A 16810-nucleotide genomic window follows, 5' to 3' on the forward strand; every position below is an offset into this window, starting at 1 on the left:
GAGCCTCATTTAGCGAGCGGAAGGATGATCTCTACCGTGGTGCCGACCCCTTGGGCGCTGCGGAGGGACATCCTTCCTCCATGATTGCGGATGATTTCGTGGCTGATCATCATCCCGAGGCCGGTGCCGCTTTCTTTGGTCGTATAGAACATCTGGCCGATCTTCTCCAAGTCCTCCGGCGAAATGCCGACGCCTTGGTCCTTGATGAGAATTTGGACGGACTTCGCCCCCGCCGGGTGAGTCTCCACGGTGATCCGGCCGCCGCCCGGCATCGCTTCGATGGCGTTTTTCAAGAGATTGATCAGCACCTGCTTGATCTGGTTAACGTCGCAATGAAGCTGGACGGGCTCCGTTCCGCAAATTTGCTCGATTTCCACGCCATGCAGAATCGCTTGGGTATTGATCAGCGTGACGACATGGTCGAGCATGGAATAAAGGTCGGTCTGCGTAAACGAGATCTCATGGGGCTTGGACAGGATCAACAGCTCCCGAATGATCGTGTCGATCCGGGATAGCTCGGAGAGAATGATATCGTGAAACTCTTCCTTGACCGTACCGTTCTTCATGAGCTGAATGAAGCCCCGAATCGCCGTCAGAGGGTTGCGGATCTCATGGGCGATCCCGGCGGCCAAACCTCCTGCGGCGGTCAGCTTGTCGGAGTTGACGGCTTGCTCATGGATGTTCATTTTTTCCGTCTGGTCCCTAGCGACGATAATATAGCTGCCCGGCTGGTCGAGATCGTCGGGCACCGGGGTAATTACCGCTTCCAGCCACAGGACGCCCCCATCGCGGGTCCGGCAGCGAAACGACACCGGCCGGGAGACGTCCGAGTCCGAGTTGTCCATATGGCTGCGGAGCAGGCGAATATCCTCGGGCGGAATGAGGTCTTGGACCGGGATGGATTTCATCTCTTCCTCGGTGTAGCCGGAGAGGACGTAGAAGGACGGAGACAGCGATCCGATGCGGCAGTCGGGCTTCACCGTGCAGATAATATCATGGAAAGTGTTATGGATGAGATTGGTCAACCTCTGCTGCTGGTGCAGCTTTTTCTTAAGCAGCTTCAATTCCGTGACATCGGCAAAGCTGCCCGCCCAGTACGTGGGCGCTCCTTCCTCTCCCGTTGCCGGACTTCCCGTTACCTGCAGATAGCGGATCGCTCCGTCCTGGCGTTTGAGCCGAAACAGAGCCGAGAAGGAATTTCCGGTGGAGATGCGGGCGAATTTTTCCCTATCCTCGGGGTATACGAAGGGAAACAGTTGTTCTTCCGTCAACGGAACCGGTTGGCGCGTCATTCCCAAAACCGCATACATTCCGCTGGAAACTTTGAGATGGGGGACGACCTCCTCGTCCCATTCCCAATAGCCGCCGTTCAGAGCCGTTTGCTCCGGGACGGCGGTTCGCCGTTTCCGGGAAAAAGCCGGCTCGCCGGTTTTTTGGGGCTCGCGTTTTTCCCGAAAGGAGGCGACGACCCAAGAAGGCTCCGTCTGTCCGGGATGGATTCTCGTCAAGGTAATGCGAACGGGAAAGGGAGCTCGACCGGAAAGCAGCCACCGGGTTTCGTAGGTTAGCTCAAGCCGTTCGGAGGCAAGAAACGCCCGCAGCTCCTCGCGTTCGCGTGTTCGATCCTCCGGATGCACGAAGGAATAAAGGGATGTTCCGATCAACTTTTCGGCGGGGATCCCGATTAAGCGGCTTAAGGCTTCATTGGCTTGAAGAATGACAGCCTGACGATTGAGGACCGCTGTTCCATGAGTGGCACGATGGAAAAAGGTGGAATACACTTGGCGAATGGCATCGGTTTCCATAGCTTGACGGCGAACCTCCCGCAAATAGGCAACATTTCCTATTCTCCCTCGATTGTATAGGCTTATCGATGGAAACACAACTCCAAATCATGGATCATTTTGGAAAAAAACGCGGATTTCAGAGGGTTAGACTGCTCGAAAATTGTGAATATTTTGAGAAATATTTCTTCTTATAAGCTGCAAACTATGATATACTGATTGATAGATGGACACGATGCAGCAAACATCCGGAAGGGAGAGGATGACGGATGGAACAAGGACTGCAGCAATTTATCGGGTCGCCTATCGATATTATCTATCTGGAGCAAGACGACCGCACGACCCAACGCAAAATCGACATTCTGACTGCGGGTGACCAATGCGTCTTTGCCTACTGCTTCAACCGCCGGGAACCGGAGCTTTTGCGCAACCGGGATATTCTGGCGGTCTTGCCGGTTGATCGCTGCAGCCACTGAATGCAAGGGGCCGGACTCGTTGGACGACGGCTTTCACCATATATCATTTATTAAAACAATTTGCTTCGCGGCAAGTTGCACGAGAACACAAAAAAACCGATGCAGTCCTCACAAGGGGCGGGCATCGGTTTTTTGATTAAATTCGGCAGATGTTGGAGGGGCAATTCTCGCATTGGCAGATGGTGCGCAGTCCGTCGAGGTCCTTGATGACCAGGTGGCTGCTTTCCTGATCGATGATTCCGTCTTTTTTCAAGTCTCCGAGCATCCGGTTCACGCTCTCGCGGGTAGCGCCGATCATATCGGCCAGCTCGCTGTTGGTCAGCTTCTTGGTGATAAGGATATCGCTTCCGCGCGGGGTGCCATACGTGTTGGAGAGCCGGATCAGCATGGAGCAGAGGGCGCCGGGCTTGCCGAACATCATCAGGTCGCGGAGCTTGGCCTGGGTCATCCGGTGCATCATGCCCATCCATTTCATGAATTCGACGGCGAGTGAGCCGTGCTGCCACATTAAGACCTCCAGGTCTTTGGCCAGGATCGAGCAGACCACGCTGTCCTCGGTGATTTCCGCGTTCATCGTGTGGGTGGAGCCGTGCAGGCCGTCAAGCTGGCCGAACAAATCGCCTGTCTGATGCATGTACAGGATAAACTGCTTGCCTTCGTCGTTGGATTTGGTAATTTGGACACTGCCTTGTTTAATATAAAAGAACTTGTCGGCGGGGTCTCCTTCCCAATACAGATGGGTTCCCGCTGCGAGTTTGGTTTCGTACATGATCTCTTCGATCAATTTGAAGTTTTCTTGGGAAAAGACCTCGGTATTGCGGTTGGACGTCACTTCCGACTGAACAGGTTTGGGCATTACAGGACTCCTCCCTTCAAATTACCATTATTATACCACGTTTCAAAGGATTTGTGTGATTAAACTCACTCGAAGAATTTAAAAATGTGAAATATTTCACTAGTTGTACACAAATAAATGGGTGAGACGAGCGAAGAAACGATAAAAAATAGTAATGAAGTGATAAAAATCATTTGTTTGCTTTTCCTTCACATGGTACACTTGCATTACAATATTGCTGAAAGGCAAGGAAATGGGGGACCCGATCGTGGGAACAGAGCACACGCCGGTGGCCGAGTCCGCTCGGCCTACCGAGCTGGCAGCCGTGCTGGAAAGAATGGAAGCCGAGCATGCGGAATTGTCGGATGAGTTGGAGAAATGGTCGCAAACGGCGAAGGACTTCGCAGAGGGAGCCGGAGAGATTTCCCTGCTCCGTACGATTTCCCAGCTGCGGGAGCGGACATCCATTTTTATGGCAAGGCTGGAAGCGCATCTGAAGCGCGGACGCAGCGAATTGTTCCCGCTGGTCGGGGTATACGCCGGTACGGATTTGGCTCCGTCCATGAACCCGTCCCTCTGGGGGCTCGATAAAAATTATGAATTGGCCAGCCGGTATGTTCTGTCGTTCCAGCGGGAATCCGAGGAAGCCGGTTCCTTCCTGAACCTTGAGATCGCGCAGGAACTGCTGTCACACTTGCAGCAAGCCGCGTTGATCCTGCGGGACTACCTTGCGATGGAGCAGAATCTGCTGTTTCCGCTCGCGGAGGACCTGCTGACGGACATTGACTACCTGTTTTCTTAATGGGTAAGATATCTCACAATTCCCCGAGCCGCGCAAGCGGCTTTTTTCTTTGCCGGTGTGACCGATGCCTCCGGACGTTTTGCGCCTTTTCGCACTTCCCGGTATACTGAAAGCAGCAGCAAGTCCCTAGAAGAGAGAAGCGAAATCAGGTGAAAACAATGAATGAGCGTCGTCCATCGGCTGCGGTCCGGGCGGTCCAGGCACCGGTTCGTTTCTACCGGAAATACCTGTCCCCGCTTAAACCTCCGACCTGCCGCTATTATCCGACCTGCTCCCAATATGCGCTCGACGCCATCGAGGAATACGGAGCGGTTAAGGGCATGTGGATGGCGACCAAGCGCATTTGCCGCTGCCATCCGTTTCATCCCGGCGGCATCGACCCGGTTCCGCCTAACCCGCGCAAACGATGACGGGGCACCGCTTGACAGCTTCTGCGGCGAATGGGTATGATGGGATGCAGAACATGGAAAGACTGAAGGATAGCTAGATAATCATAAGAGCATTCCATGATGGGATGAGTAAGGGTTGGGCGCTGTTTCAGAGAGCCGGGGTTTGCTGAGAACCGGCACAGGGCAACCCCCAAGATGGTCCCGGAGAATCTGTTTTCGAGCGCAAGCCCCGCGGCTTGGCGTGAGGGAACGGCGTATCCCGCGTTAAGGGACGGTCAATGGACCGGCGGAGCCCCGCTTTCGCGAGAAACGGGGGAATCTGGGTGGTATCACGTGAGCGAGAGCTTTCGTCCCAAGCGGGCGGAGGCTTTTTTTGATGTTGATTCATCTGCCATTTAAACGAGGGTTTCAGTTCAAAGGAGGCAATGGAATTGAGCGAACAGGCCAAAACGTTTTATCTCACCACGCCGATCTACTATCCGAGCGACAAGCTGCATATCGGCCACGCCTATACCACCGTGGCAGGCGACGCCATGGCGCGTTACAAGCGGCTGCGCGGATACGATGTGATGTTCCTGACGGGAACGGACGAGCACGGGCAGAAGATCGAAGAGAAAGCACGCCAGAAGGGCGTGGAACCGCAGGCTTTTGTCGACGGCATTGTGGCCGGCATCAAGGCGCTGTGGGACAAGCTGGATGTGTCGTACGACGATTTTATCCGTACCACGGAGGAGCGGCACAAGGAGTCGGTTCAGGCAATCTTCGCCAAGTTCCTCAAGCAGGGGGATATTTACAAGGGCGAATACGAGGGCTGGTACAGCATCCCCGACGAGACGTATTATACGGAATCGCAGCTGGTGGATGTTGTGCGCAACGAGAAGGGCGAGGTGATCGGCGGCAAGAGCCCGGAAAGCGGCCATCCGGTAGAGCTCGTCAAGGAGGAATGCTACTTCTTCCGCATGAGCAAATATGCCGACCGGCTCCTGGAGTATTACGAGGAGAACCCCGAATTCATCCAGCCGGAAGCGCGCAAGAACGAGATGATCAACAACTTCATCAAGCCGGGACTCGAGGATCTGGCCGTGTCGCGGAGTTCGTTCAAATGGGGCATACCGGTGCCCGGCGACGAGAACCACGTCATCTACGTCTGGATCGACGCGCTGTCCAACTACATCACGGCGCTCGGCTATGGTTCCGACGATCCGCAGAACTATTACAAATATTGGCCGGCGAACGTTCATCTGGTCGGCAAGGAAATCGTCCGCTTCCATACGATCTACTGGCCGATCATGCTGATGGCGCTCGGCCTGCCGCTGCCCGCCAAGGTGTTCGGCCACGGCTGGCTGCTGATGAAGGACGGCAAGATGTCCAAATCCAAGGGCAATGTCGTCGATCCCGTCACCCTGATCGACCGTTACGGACTGGACGCCCTCCGGTATTACCTGCTCCGCGAAGTGCCGTTCGGTTCGGACGGAACCTTTACGCCGGAAAGCTTCGTCGAGCGGATCAATTTCGATCTGGCGAACGACCTCGGCAACCTGTTGAACCGCACGGTGGCGATGATCGACAAATATTTCGACGGCGTGGTCCCGTCCTACGTACCGAATGCCACGGAATTCGACGCCGACCTGCTGGAAGTGGCGGAAGCGGCCGTGAAGAAGACGGAAGAGGCCCTTGAGAAAATGGAATTCTCCGTAGCGCTCACCTCGATCTGGACGCTGGTGAGCCGAACCAACAAATACATCGACGAAACCAAGCCGTGGGTGCTGGCGAAGGACGAAAGCCGCAAGGCGGTGCTCGGTTCGGTCATGTACGCGCTGGCGGAATCGCTGCGCATCGTCTCGGTGCTGCTGCAACCGTTCCTGACGGCGACGCCGGCGAAGATCTGGGAGCAGCTCGGCCTCGAGGAAGCGACCCGCGGGGCGGCGACCTCCTGGGACAGCGTCCAGACGTTCGGCGGTCTGCCGGCGGGCATCCGGGTGAAGAAGGGAGACCCGATCTTCCCCCGGCTGGACGCCGAGCAGGAGGTGGCCGCCATCGCAGCCGCAATGGGCGGAAGCGCCGCTTCGCCCGCTCCGGCGGAGAAGGCGGCTGCCGGAAACGATGCGCCGGCCGCTGAGCCGGCCGCGCCGGTCCCTGCGGCGGATGCGGGCGAAGCCAAGGAAGAAATCGGCATCGACGATTTCGCCAAGGTGGAGCTGCGCGTAGCGCAGGTGCTCGCCGCCGAGCCGATTCCGAAGGCCGACAAGCTGCTGAAGCTCCAGCTCGACCTGGGCTATGAGCAGCGGCAGGTGGTCTCCGGCATCGCCAAGCACTACAAGCCGGAGGAACTCGTCGGCCGCAAGGTCATCTGCGTCGTCAACCTGAAGCCGGTCAAGCTTCGCGGCGAGCTGTCGCGCGGCATGATCCTCGCCGCCTCCGTCGGCGATCAGCTGACCCTGGCGACCGTTCCGGACAGCATGCCGAACGGAGCGATCGTGAAGTAAGCTTGCGCCTCACAACGGGAGATAGGGGAATGACGGACAGGCCAAAGCCTGTCCGTTTTTGCTGCCCGGCCAAGCTCCGGCATTGACAGTCCGGCGCGCTCCTCTTATAATTCAACATGTAAATCGTTAGAATTACGGTTAACGAAAGGGGAACGCCATGAAAGCGGATTGGTTCCGCCGGAAGAAAGCGAGTGCCGTCTTCCTCGGCTTGTTGATTCTCCTGACCGCATCCGGCTGCGGCTCCAGCGCCCCCCGGATCGATCCGGATAAACTGAATATAGCGGCTACCATTTACCCGCTTGCGGATTTTGCGGCCAAGATCGGCGGCGACCGCGTCCACGTCATCCCCATCGTGCCGGCCGGCGTCGAGCCGCATGATTGGTCGCCCAGCCTGCGGGACATCAGCACGATGTCGCGCTCGCAGCTGTTGCTCTATCAGGGAGGCGGGCTGGAGGCTTGGGTCGATGACTTCCTGAAGAGTCTGCCCTCGGATGCGGCCGTACAGCCCCTGGAGGTGAGCGCCGGCATTGCCGAGCATCACGACGAGGCGGAAGAAGAGCACGGGGAAGAAGGACCGGCGGGTCATCACGGCCATGATGAGGAAGGACTCGATCCGCATACTTGGCTGAGTCCGGCGCTCGCCAAACGAATGGCGGCCAAGATCGGGCAGGCCATCGCGGCCGCCGATCCCGCCCATCGGACCGAATACGAGGCCAATCTCCAAGCGCTTACGGCTCGTCTGGACGACCTTGACGCCCGTTACCGCGACACGCTGGAACCGCTGCCTCGTAAGGACATCGTCGTTCAGCATTCGGCCTTCGGTTACCTCTGCCGGGAATACGGCTTGACGCAGAGGTCGATCATGGGTCTTACGCCCGACGCCGAGCCGACCGCCAAGCAGATGAGGAGCATCAAGACCTTTGTCCGGGACAACCAGGTTCGGGTCATCTTCTTCGAGGAGCTGGTCTCTGATAAGCTGGCCAAGACGCTGGCCCGGGAAACCGGCGTTCAAACGGAGGTGCTGAGTCCGATCGAGGGCCGGACGCCGGAGCAGGCGGAGAACGGCGAAGATTATTTTTCGCTGATGGAACGCAATCTCGACCATTTAGAGCAAGCGCTGAAGTAGAGGCGCCAAAGGAGCGAACGCCATGGACACATCGTTTCTCAACCAGGCCGAGCGAATCCTCTGTCACGATCCCGTCATTTCGCTGGAGGATGTCTCGTTCTCCTACGAGGGAATGAAGGTGATCGACGGGCTGAGCTTCGTGGCCAAGGAGCGGGATTTCGTCGGCCTTGCCGGCTCGAACGGGGCGGGCAAGACCACGCTGATGAAAATGCTCGTCGGCCTGCTGAAGCCGGAGTCGGGCCAGATTAAGCTGTTCGGGACACCGCTTGCGGAATTCCGCGACTGGAATCGGGTCGGCTATGTGCCGCAGAAAACCAATTTCAACCCCTTGTTTCCGGCGACGGTCGGGGAAGTGGTCACCTCCGGCCTGTATGGCCGGAATACCCTATTTAAGCGGGTCGGAGCGGCAGAGAAGCGCAAGTGCGCCGCCGCGCTCGAAGCGCTTGATATCTCATCCCTGGCCGACCGGAAGATCGGCCAGTTGTCGGGCGGACAGCAGCAGCGGGCTTTCCTCGCCCGCGCGCTGGTAGGCAGCCCGGAGCTGTTGATCCTGGACGAGCCGACGGTGGGGGTGGACGTGGAGACGCAGGATTCCTTCGTCCGGCTCCTCACGCATCTTCATCAGCATCATCACCTGACCTTTCTCATTGTCACGCATGACCGCGAAATGCTGGCTTCTTTTCTCGAAGACGAGCCGTCGCAGGTCACCGGCAAGCTGAAGTTCTACGTCAAACACACGCACGCGCCGGAGGATTGCGACGTGGAGGAATTATCTCACGGGGGAGGGAAACACTGATTATGGATATCTTGCTTGATCCCTTCTTCCTGCGGGCCCTCATCGGAGGCGTCCTGATCGGCGTGACCGCGCCGCTGATCGGCATTTTCCTCGTGCTGCGCCGGCTGTCCATGATCGGCGACACGCTGTCGCACGTCTCCATCGCGGGAGTCGCACTCGGCATGCTGGTCGGGGTCTACCCGCTCGGCATGGGGCTGGTGTTCGCCCTCGCCGCTTCGTTCGCCATCGAGAAGCTGCGCAAGGAATACAAGACGTATGCGGAGTTGTCCATCGCCATCATCATGTCGGCGGGGATTGCCCTCGCCACGCTGTTCTTCTCGCTTGGAAGAGGCTTCAACATCAGTGCCTCCGGATACCTGTTCGGCAGCATTTACACCCTCGACCGGATGGATCTTCTACTCGTCGGTCTCGTTACGGCCGTGACGGTGCTGTTCGTCGTCTTTAACTTCAAGGAGATGTTCCTGTTGTTCTTCGACGAGGAAGCCGCCGCCGTAAGCGGGCTTCCGATCCGCTTCTACAACGTGGCGGTCACCATGCTGACGGCGCTCGTCATCAGCGTCGCGATCAAGATCGTCGGGGCGCTGCTCGTCTCCTCGCTCGTAACGATTCCCGTCGCGGCGAGCCTGCGCCTCGCCAAGAGCTTCAAGCACTCCGTGATTCTCGCCGCTGTCTTCTCGGAGCTCGCGGTGATCCTCGGCCTCACCCTCGCCGCCTGGTTCAACCTGGCGCCCGGAGCCACGATTGTGCTGCTCCTGATCGTCTTTTTGCTCGGCACCTTCGTCATCAAACGCAAGCTGCGCGTCTAGCTTGGAGGTGAAGGCTTGGAACCGCTCAGCCTCGCCGCGTCGGCCGCAGCCGGGGCGGCTTCGTTCTTCTCGCCCTGCTGCCTGCCGCTGTATCCGACATACCTCGCTTATTTGGCGGGCACGACAGGCAAGAACGCAGACGGCCGCCGCTCGGATCGCGGCCGCCGTCTGCGTCTTTTGCTGCATTCGGCCAGCTTCCTCGCCGGCCTGTCCGTCGTGTTCTATGCGCTCAGCTGGAGCGCCGGCGCGTTGGCCGGCTTGTTCGCCGAGCACCGAACAGCGATCCGCATCGCCGGTGCTCTGCTCCTGCTGGTCATGGGAGCGTTCCTGCTCGGATTCCTGCGGATTAGGCCTCTGCTGCGCGAATGGAGATGGCTGCGGCCTCTGCGGAACGCGGGGTTCTTCGGTTCGTTCGCCGCCGGAGTCGGATTTGCCGCCGGCTGGTCCCCCTGCATCGGCTCCACGTTGTCGCTGATCGTCGCTTTGTCGGCCGCGGAACCGGACCGCTGGCTGCTGCTCACAACGGCATATGCCGCCGGCTTCGCAGTGCCTTTTCTGCTGCTCAGCGGCTTCGTCGGAGCCTCCCGCGGGCTTCTGCCCTATACGGGCGCGATTCAAAAAGCGGGCGGGGCGCTGCTGATCGGCATGGCGGCATTGCTCCTGACGGATCGCCTCAGCTTGCTCAGCGATTGGGTCAGCCGAAACGGACTCGGCGGAAGTTAGCTTACGTGAAATATTCGATCGTCGATTCGGGGAATTTCTCGGCGATCTGGGTGTACATGAAATCCTTGAGCAAGCTCGCTTGTTCGTCGGGATAGACGTATTTGCCCTGGCCCCAGCGCCCCCACTTGTACTTGCGGGTGTCCTCCTGCATGTCGAGCTTGGTCTTCGGATACCGCTGCAGAATAATGTTCTTGGCCGTTTTGGTGTAGCGGTGCTGGATCAGCTCGAAGCTTAGGCCGCGGAAGACGCTGCGGGGCATGGCATGGCTCAGCTTTTCCAGCAGTTCGTAATAGCCGTCCTGCCAGCCGTCGTACCACATGATCGGAGCGATGATGAAGCCGAGCGGATAGCCCGCTTCGGCGATTTTTCCGGCCGCCTCGATCCGTTCGTGAAACCGGGCCGTCCCGGGCTCGAAGTTCTTGATGACATAATCCGCATTGACGCTGAAGCGGATCCGGGTGTGGTCGTTGTGCCGGAGCCCGAGCAGGGGCTCGACGTGGTTGAACTTGGTTACAAACCGAAGGCGGCCGTACTCCTGATCGGCCATAAATTCGATCAACTCGGCGAGCGATCCCGAGATATGCTCCAGTCCCACCGGGTCGGAGGTGCAGGCGGCCTCGAAGCGGGTAATCTCCGGCTTTCGCTCGGCGATGTAGCCCGCGGCGGCCTCCATGATGGCATCCGTGTTCACATAGATCCGGATATAGGGCTTCGCGCCAAGCGTCGTTTGCAGATAGCAGTAATGGCAGTGGGCCATGCAGCCCGTGGCAATCGGGATCGCGTACTCGGCCGACGGCTTGGAGGTGTCGAACTTCAGCGTCTTGCGGACGCCGACGACCAGGGTTCGCTTGGCGATCCGGTATTTGGCCAGCTCGGTGTCACCCGGCAGGTCGGTGATGCGATTATGCGAGGTGGTCATGCTGATCGGCAGCCCTTGGGCGGTCGCCCAGTCGCGGATTTTTTTGCCTTTGGGGTAGAGCAGGGCATCGGGTTCGAAATACACGAGCTCCGGGATGAAGACGCCCGTTTCGGTGGATGAACGGATAAGTTCGGCGGTGGTGGACAAGGCTTTACCCCCTAACGTTAGAGATAGGCACAGACGGCATCGTTAGTTTGCCCGGGGCCTCCGGCGCGACGCATGGGAAATGACGGCGGGCTTATTGCGCTAACCGCCGTATTCTTTTATGATGAAGAAGGGTTGATTTAAAGGAGGAACACGAATGGTTGCCACGCCGAGCATGGAGGATTACCTGGAGAGGATCTACAAGCTCATCGACGAGAAGGGCTATGCCCGGGTTTCGGATATCGCCGAGGGTCTTGAAGTCCATCCCTCCTCCGTCACGAAGATGATCCAGAAGCTGGACAAGGACGACTATCTTGTCTATGAAAAGTACCGGGGCCTGATCTTAACCTCGAAGGGCAAAAAGATGGGGAAGCGCCTGATGGACCGGCACAAGCTTCTGGAAAGCTTCCTGACGATCATCGGGGTAAAGGATGAGAACGTCTATCCCGACGTAGAGGGAATCGAGCATCATTTGAGCTGGGACTCCATCACATGCATCGAGAACCTGGTGGACTATTTTTCCTCCCGGCCGGAGAGGCTGGAGGAGCTCATGAAGCAGCTGCACGGCGATTCGGAGCCACTAGAGAGCGCGGAGCCGTAATTCGGCTGACTCCGCCTGAGATAGAAGAGCGATTTGAAAAAGACGGGGAAACCCGTCTTTTTTGCGCATGCGGCGCTCTTCCGGAACATAGGGTTCAAGGGAATGGGCCTTGGCGACCCAACCGGGAGGAGTGGCGGGGGATGGAAGTAAATGCGGTATTTCAGGGCGGCGGGGTAAAAGCCATCGGGCTTGCCGGCGCCGTTTGCGCAGCGCAGAAGCACGGAATCGCTTTCGGACGTCTGGCCGGGACCTCTTCGGGCTCGATTATCGCTTCGCTGCTCGCGGCCGGGTATACCGGAGAAGAGCTTAAGGAGATTATCCTGCGCACTCCATTCTCCCATTTCCTGAAACAAACCGCCCTGCACCGGGTTCGCTGGCTGGGACCCGCCGTCCGCTTGTACGTGAAGAAGGGCCTCTATTCAGGGGAACGGCTCGAGGCCTGGGCGGCCGGGCTGCTCGCGGCTCGGGGAATCGTCCGCTTCGGCGACCTGCCGAAGGGGAAGCTCCAGATCATCGCTTCCGACATCAGCACAGGCCGCCTCCTCGTCCTGCCCGACGATATCGCCAAATACGGCATCGAGCCGGACCGGTTCACGGTCGCCCGGGCGATCCGCATGAGCACGAGCATCCCGTTCTTTTTCGATCCGGTGATTCTGCGAAAGCGATACCGGAACGGCGAGAAGGCCGAACCGTTCCGCGACCAATTCGTCTATGTGGTGGACGGGGGCATCCTCAGCAATTTTCCGCTCTGGCTGTTTGACCAAGACACGAAGGACCCGACCGATCCGGTGCCGACGCTCGGATTTCAATTGGTTGGCCGGGCCGAGCCTCCGGCGCCGCACCGCATCGTGGGGCCGCTGACCATGTTCCGGGCTCTGTTCGGCACGATGATGGATGCCCACGATGAGCGGTATATCGACGAATCGCAGGGCTTCCGCACGATCAAGATTCCTTCGGCGCAGGTTCACACCACGGAGTTCTCCATCAGCCCGGAGAAGAGCGAGGAGCTGTTCGAAGTCGGGGTGGAGGCGGGCAATAAGTTTTTCCGAACGTTTACCGTTCAACGGTACGCCAAGTTATACGCCCAGCGGGTCAAGAATCCCTAATGCGGATGAAGCAATGAAGCAAAAAGCCCTCCCGGCGGGAGGGCTTTCGATTTCTAAGCGAAGCGGCGCATTTTAGTGGTAGCGGTGTTCGTCGTCCGAATCCTTCGATCCGGGGATCACGCGAAACGGGACGGTCTTGCTTCTCTTCTTGGCTTCCGCATACTTGTTCGTTCCCGAATACCGGGGATTCGAGGAGGGGTGGTATCCGCGGTTGCGCGCACCCAGGTAGCGGTTGTAGACGAACAGGCCGCCGATAATCACCACCGGGATCAGGATGGCGATCAGACGCGCGGGGTTGCTGATCAAGTACATCAGCGCACCGAAGAGGGCGAGCCCGTAAATCACATAATCAAACGGAGTCAGCATCATTCGTCTGCGGGACATGGATTTTGACCTCCTTGAAAGTGGGATTTAGCAGCCGAGGCCCCAAGCTTGCTTATGGCCGTTCGGCTTTAACTGGCGTAGCTCTCCTGGACGGCTTCGGCCGCGAGCTCCCGGTCCAGCTCCATCATGCGGTTGAAGGACGCGAGGGATACCTCCACCATGGAATCGTCCGGCTCCTTCGTCGTCAGCTTTTGCAGCCAGAGCCCGGGATATCCAAGGAAACGCAGGAAGGGAAGGTCGCGGACGGAATTCGTGAATTTCAGGACTTCGAACGAGACGCCGATCACGACGGGAATGAGGACGATGCGTTGAACCATGCGTTCCTGCCACGAGTGATAAACGAAGAAGGAGTAGATAATAACGCCGACGATGACGGTGAAAACAATGAAGCTGCTGCCGCAGCGATAGTGCAGCCGGCTGTAGCGCTGAACGTCGGCCACGCTCATGTCGGAGCCGCCCTCATAGGCGCTGATCACCTTATGCTCCGCTCCATGGTACATGAACAATCGCTTGACCGGAGGAGTCAGACCGATCACGTACAGATAACCGAGCAACAATCCGATCTTGATGACGCCTTCGATGAGATTGTGGAGAATGTAGTTGGCGAACAGGCCCTGGAACAGGAACTGCTCCACGAACATCGGAACCAGCGTGAAGATCAGCTTGCTGGCGAGGAACGAAAGAATCCCGACGGCGACGACGCCGAGCACGAGGCCGGACCGTTCAAGAAAACCCGGTTCCTTCGGCTTGGCTTCCGCTTCGCCTTCCTCCTCCGCGAAGATGTCGGCGGAGAAATTCAAATGGCGCGTGCCTTTGATCGACGATTCCAGGAGGGCGACGATGCCGCGGATGAAGGGCACTTTCTTCAAGGTCTGGACCCAGGGGGTCTCTTCCTTGGGAACTTCGAGAAAGGCAAGCTCGGAATTCTTGCGGCGGACGGCGGTTACATTGACTTTCTGTCCGGCGAACATGACGCCTTCGAGAACGGCTTGCCCGCCGTAAGACGGCGTTTTCGGTTGAGACAAGGAGTTCACCTCTTTAATAAGCTGTCTGGCTTAGGCGATGCTTTCTTACATTGTAACCATTTTTGTCCCCAGACGCCACTCGATTCAGCGCTTAGGCGGCGGAACAGAAGCAAAAAGCAGTTCTCAAAACCGGGATGCCTATGGTAAAATGGCCTAAGTTATCGGTTGTGAACGGGTTGGAGGACAGCTATGCGCAGCATTCTTGTATTGAACGGGCCGAATTTGAATATGCTGGGCGTTCGCGAACCCGGAGTTTACGGCTCCGAGACGCTTGCCGGGATCGAGGCTCGGTTGGCGCGCCTCGCCGGCGAGCTTTCGTTGGACCTCGAGTTCTTTCAGTCGAACCTGGAAGGCGAGCTCATCAACAAAATTCACGGAGCGTACGGTTCCAAGGACGGCATTCTCATCAACCCCGGGGCTTTGACGCACTACAGTTATGCCTTGCGGGACGCTCTGACCGCCGTTTCACTGCCCGCTGTGGAAGTCCACTTGTCCAACATTTACAAACGGGAAGAATTCCGTCACCATTCGGTGACGGCTCCGGTGGTTTTGGGACAGATCAGCGGTCTGGGCGCTTACGGATACGAACTGGCGCTGCTGGCGCTGGTCCGCCATTTTGACGAAAAGGGTGAATGAAGCATGGAAGCTGCACGCGTACAAAAATTGCGCAAGGAGCTGGCAAACCGCCAGTTGGATGCGATCCTCATTACGAACGCCTATAACCGCCGCTACATCAGCGGATTCACCGGCACCTCCGGGTATGTGCTGGTCACCGCGGACCGGGCCTGGTTCCTGACGGATTTCCGTTACATGGAGCAAGCCGGGCTGCAGGCGGTCGGCTTCGAGATCGTCGAGCATCAGCCGAAAGCCATCGCGACGGTGAAGGAATTGCTGAACGGCGTCCGCATCACCCGCCTCGCGGTCGAGCAGGACGACCTCTCTTACGGAACCTACCAGGACTATCAGAATGCGCTTGGCGATATTCAGCTCGTCCCGGTTTCCGGTATCGTGGAGCGGCTGAGAATGTTTAAGGAAGAAGCGGAGCTCGACGTGCTCCAGGAAGCCTGCGACCTGGCTGACCGCACGTTTACGCACATCCTGCCATTCCTGAAGCCGGGTGCGATCGAGACCGATATCGCCCTGGAGATGGAGATGTTCATGCGCAAGAACGGCGCAGTCTCGTCTTCCTTCGATACGATCATCGCCTCCGGCGAACGTTCGGCCATGCCGCACGGCGTGGCGAGCGGCAAAGCCCTGGCCATGGGCGAGCTGATCACCATGGATTACGGTGCTCTGTACAAGGGCTACTGCTCGGACATCACCCGCACGGTGGCGCTCGGCAAGGTTCCGGATAAGCTGCGGGAAATCTACGAGATCGTGCTTGAAGCCAACCTGACCTGCATCGCGAACCTGAAGCCCGGCATGACCGGCAAGGAAGGCGACGCCCTTGCCCGCGACCTGATCGCGAAGGCAGGCTACGGCGACCGTTTCGGCCACGGAACCGGCCACGCCGTCGGTCTGGAGATTCACGAGAATCCCCGGCTGTCCCTCCAATGCGATACCGTGCTGGAGCCGGGAATGGTCGTTACGGTCGAGCCCGGCATCTACCTGCCCGGACTCGGCGGCGTCCGTATCGAGGACGACGTCGTGATCACCGAAACCGGCGTACGCGTCTTGACCCGAGCTTCCAAAGAATTTTTGGAAATCGGCTAAAGATTCGCTATACTAGAGGGTGGGAGATTTCCGGCTCACCCGACCAGGCAAGTCCCCATTTTCGAGGAGGTTGTATTCGTGATTTCAGTTAACGATTTTAAAACAGGCCTTACCATTGAATACGATGGAGATTTGTTCTCGGTCGTCGAATTCCAGCACGTGAAGCCCGGCAAGGGAGCGGCCTTCGTCCGTTCCAAGCTCAAGAACCTTCGCAACGGCAACGTGACGGAGAAGACGTTCCGCGCCGGCGAAACGGTGACCCGCGCCCATGTCGAGAACCGGGAAACGCAATATCTGTATTCCGCCGGCAGCGAGCACACCTTCATGGACACCGAAACTTACGACCAGTTCACGCTGACGACGAAGCAGTTGGAATGGGAACTGAAATTCCTCAAGGAAAACACGAACGTCAACATCATCAGCTACCAGGGCGAAATCCTCGGCATCAACCTGCCGAACAGCATCGCGCTGAAGGTCACGGAAACGGAGCCGAGTGTCAAGGGCAATACCGCTACCGGCGCCAGCAAGAACGCCACCGTGGAAACCGGGCTGGTCGTGCAGGTACCGCTCTTCATCAATGAAGGCGACACGCTGTTGATCGATACCCGCGAAGGCAAATACATTTCCCGCGCGTAACTCGCTAGGAACACGGCAAGGAAGGACCGGGCGGACCCAGAGGGCCGCCCGCCTTTCTA

General features: G+C 58.2%; 18 protein-coding genes. 13 read left to right on the top strand and 5 right to left on the bottom strand.

Annotated elements, in window-relative coordinates; translation table 11 throughout:
• Positions 1–5 precede the first annotated feature (5 nt).
• Positions 6–1805 (bottom strand): PAS domain S-box protein, encoded by a 1800-nt coding sequence (locus ACSEXS_RS05685; protein WP_438432192.1) that lies wholly within the window; start codon positions 1803–1805, stop codon positions 6–8.
• Positions 1806–2053: 248 nt separating this feature from the next.
• Between ACSEXS_RS05685 and ACSEXS_RS05690 the strand changes: the two genes are divergently transcribed.
• The gene (locus ACSEXS_RS05690; RefSeq protein WP_438432193.1) at positions 2054–2260 is read left to right on the top strand and encodes a hypothetical protein; all 207 of its coding nucleotides are present in this window, start codon (positions 2054–2056) and stop codon (positions 2258–2260) included.
• Between the two features lie 136 nt (positions 2261–2396).
• Here the strand turns inward: ACSEXS_RS05690 and ACSEXS_RS05695 are convergent, their stop codons facing one another.
• A complete protein-coding gene (locus tag ACSEXS_RS05695; protein ID WP_438432194.1) occupies positions 2397–3116 on the bottom strand; it encodes a Crp/Fnr family transcriptional regulator in 720 nt (239 codons plus the stop codon).
• Between the two features lie 247 nt (positions 3117–3363).
• Between ACSEXS_RS05695 and ACSEXS_RS05700 the strand changes: the two genes are divergently transcribed.
• The 7 genes from ACSEXS_RS05700 to ACSEXS_RS05730 all read left to right on the top strand — a co-directional run bounded on the left by ACSEXS_RS05700 (position 3364) and on the right by ACSEXS_RS05730 (position 10223).
• Positions 3364–3897, top strand: a complete 534-nt coding sequence (locus ACSEXS_RS05700) for a hypothetical protein (RefSeq protein WP_438432195.1) — start codon at positions 3364–3366, stop codon at positions 3895–3897.
• 158 nt (positions 3898–4055) lie between these two features.
• Entirely contained in the window at positions 4056–4307 is a 252-nt protein-coding gene (gene yidD, locus ACSEXS_RS05705; RefSeq protein WP_438432196.1) for a membrane protein insertion efficiency factor YidD, read from the top strand.
• Between the two features lie 404 nt (positions 4308–4711).
• Positions 4712–6772 (top strand): methionine--tRNA ligase, encoded by a 2061-nt coding sequence (gene metG / locus ACSEXS_RS05710; RefSeq protein ID WP_438432197.1) that lies wholly within the window; start codon positions 4712–4714, stop codon positions 6770–6772.
• A gap of 157 nt (positions 6773–6929) precedes the next feature.
• Positions 6930–7898, top strand: a complete 969-nt coding sequence (locus tag ACSEXS_RS05715; protein WP_438432198.1) for a metal ABC transporter solute-binding protein, Zn/Mn family — start codon at positions 6930–6932, stop codon at positions 7896–7898.
• 22 nt (positions 7899–7920) lie between these two features.
• A complete protein-coding gene (locus ACSEXS_RS05720; protein WP_438432199.1) occupies positions 7921–8694 on the top strand; it encodes a metal ABC transporter ATP-binding protein in 774 nt (257 codons plus the stop codon).
• 2 nt (positions 8695–8696) lie between these two features.
• Complete coding sequence (locus ACSEXS_RS05725) at positions 8697–9500, top strand: metal ABC transporter permease (protein ID WP_438432200.1); 804 nt, start codon at positions 8697–8699, stop codon at positions 9498–9500.
• Between the two features lie 15 nt (positions 9501–9515).
• A complete protein-coding gene (locus ACSEXS_RS05730; RefSeq protein ID WP_438432201.1) occupies positions 9516–10223 on the top strand; it encodes a cytochrome c biogenesis CcdA family protein in 708 nt (235 codons plus the stop codon).
• A gap of 1 nt (position 10224) precedes the next feature.
• Here ACSEXS_RS05730 and splB read toward each other — a convergent pair whose 3' ends face one another.
• Positions 10225–11289, bottom strand: a complete 1065-nt coding sequence (splB, locus tag ACSEXS_RS05735; RefSeq protein ID WP_438432202.1) for a spore photoproduct lyase — start codon at positions 11287–11289, stop codon at positions 10225–10227.
• 154 nt (positions 11290–11443) lie between these two features.
• Between splB and mntR the strand changes: the two genes are divergently transcribed.
• Both mntR and ACSEXS_RS05745 read left to right on the top strand, forming a co-directional pair.
• The gene (mntR, locus tag ACSEXS_RS05740; protein WP_438432203.1) at positions 11444–11887 is read left to right on the top strand and encodes a transcriptional regulator MntR; all 444 of its coding nucleotides are present in this window, start codon (positions 11444–11446) and stop codon (positions 11885–11887) included.
• A 140-nt stretch (positions 11888–12027) separates the two neighbouring features.
• Positions 12028–12993, top strand: coding sequence for a patatin-like phospholipase family protein (locus ACSEXS_RS05745; RefSeq protein WP_438432204.1), 966 nt, complete (start codon positions 12028–12030; stop codon positions 12991–12993).
• Between the two features lie 72 nt (positions 12994–13065).
• Here ACSEXS_RS05745 and ACSEXS_RS05750 read toward each other — a convergent pair whose 3' ends face one another.
• Entirely contained in the window at positions 13066–13377 is a 312-nt protein-coding gene (locus ACSEXS_RS05750) for a hypothetical protein (protein WP_438432205.1), read from the bottom strand.
• 68 nt (positions 13378–13445) lie between these two features.
• Positions 13446–14402 carry a DUF1385 domain-containing protein gene (locus ACSEXS_RS05755; protein ID WP_438432206.1) on the bottom strand — a complete coding sequence of 319 codons (957 nt, stop codon included), beginning with the start codon at positions 14400–14402 and terminating at the stop codon, positions 13446–13448.
• A 189-nt stretch (positions 14403–14591) separates the two neighbouring features.
• Here ACSEXS_RS05755 and aroQ point away from each other — a divergent pair, with 189 nt between their 5' ends.
• From aroQ to efp, 3 genes are all read left to right on the top strand, one after another.
• On the top strand, positions 14592–15038 hold the full coding sequence (gene aroQ, locus ACSEXS_RS05760) for a type II 3-dehydroquinate dehydratase (RefSeq protein WP_438432207.1): 447 nt from the start codon (positions 14592–14594) through the stop codon (positions 15036–15038).
• Positions 15039–15041: 3 nt separating this feature from the next.
• Complete coding sequence (locus ACSEXS_RS05765; protein ID WP_438432208.1) at positions 15042–16115, top strand: M24 family metallopeptidase; 1074 nt, start codon at positions 15042–15044, stop codon at positions 16113–16115.
• A 78-nt stretch (positions 16116–16193) separates the two neighbouring features.
• Complete coding sequence (gene efp, locus ACSEXS_RS05770; protein ID WP_438432209.1) at positions 16194–16751, top strand: elongation factor P; 558 nt, start codon at positions 16194–16196, stop codon at positions 16749–16751.
• The last annotated feature ends 59 nt before the right edge of the window (positions 16752–16810 follow it).

The sequence above is a fragment of the Gorillibacterium terrae genome (assembly GCF_051594785.1).
Lineage (GTDB): Bacteria > Bacillota > Bacilli > Paenibacillales > NBRC-103111 > Gorillibacterium.

What these genes read in the sequence shown, in the direction of transcription:
- ACSEXS_RS05685 (WP_438432192.1), bottom strand. Translation starts at nt 1,805, where the DNA reads ATGGAAACCGATGCCATTCGCCAAGTGTATTCCACCTTTTTCCATCGT.
- ACSEXS_RS05690 (WP_438432193.1), top strand. Translation starts at nt 2,054, where the DNA reads ATGGAACAAGGACTGCAGCAATTTATCGGGTCGCCTATCGATATTATC.
- ACSEXS_RS05695 (WP_438432194.1), bottom strand. Translation starts at nt 3,116, where the DNA reads ATGCCCAAACCTGTTCAGTCGGAAGTGACGTCCAACCGCAATACCGAG.
- yidD (WP_438432196.1), top strand. Translation starts at nt 4,056, where the DNA reads ATGAATGAGCGTCGTCCATCGGCTGCGGTCCGGGCGGTCCAGGCACCG.
- metG (WP_438432197.1), top strand. Translation starts at nt 4,712, where the DNA reads ATGGAATTGAGCGAACAGGCCAAAACGTTTTATCTCACCACGCCGATC.
- ACSEXS_RS05715 (WP_438432198.1), top strand. Translation starts at nt 6,930, where the DNA reads ATGAAAGCGGATTGGTTCCGCCGGAAGAAAGCGAGTGCCGTCTTCCTC.
- ACSEXS_RS05720 (WP_438432199.1), top strand. Translation starts at nt 7,921, where the DNA reads ATGGACACATCGTTTCTCAACCAGGCCGAGCGAATCCTCTGTCACGAT.
- ACSEXS_RS05725 (WP_438432200.1), top strand. Translation starts at nt 8,697, where the DNA reads ATGGATATCTTGCTTGATCCCTTCTTCCTGCGGGCCCTCATCGGAGGC.
- mntR (WP_438432203.1), top strand. Translation starts at nt 11,444, where the DNA reads ATGGTTGCCACGCCGAGCATGGAGGATTACCTGGAGAGGATCTACAAG.
- ACSEXS_RS05745 (WP_438432204.1), top strand. Translation starts at nt 12,028, where the DNA reads ATGGAAGTAAATGCGGTATTTCAGGGCGGCGGGGTAAAAGCCATCGGG.
- ACSEXS_RS05750 (WP_438432205.1), bottom strand. Translation starts at nt 13,377, where the DNA reads ATGTCCCGCAGACGAATGATGCTGACTCCGTTTGATTATGTGATTTAC.
- aroQ (WP_438432207.1), top strand. Translation starts at nt 14,592, where the DNA reads ATGCGCAGCATTCTTGTATTGAACGGGCCGAATTTGAATATGCTGGGC.
- ACSEXS_RS05765 (WP_438432208.1), top strand. Translation starts at nt 15,042, where the DNA reads ATGGAAGCTGCACGCGTACAAAAATTGCGCAAGGAGCTGGCAAACCGC.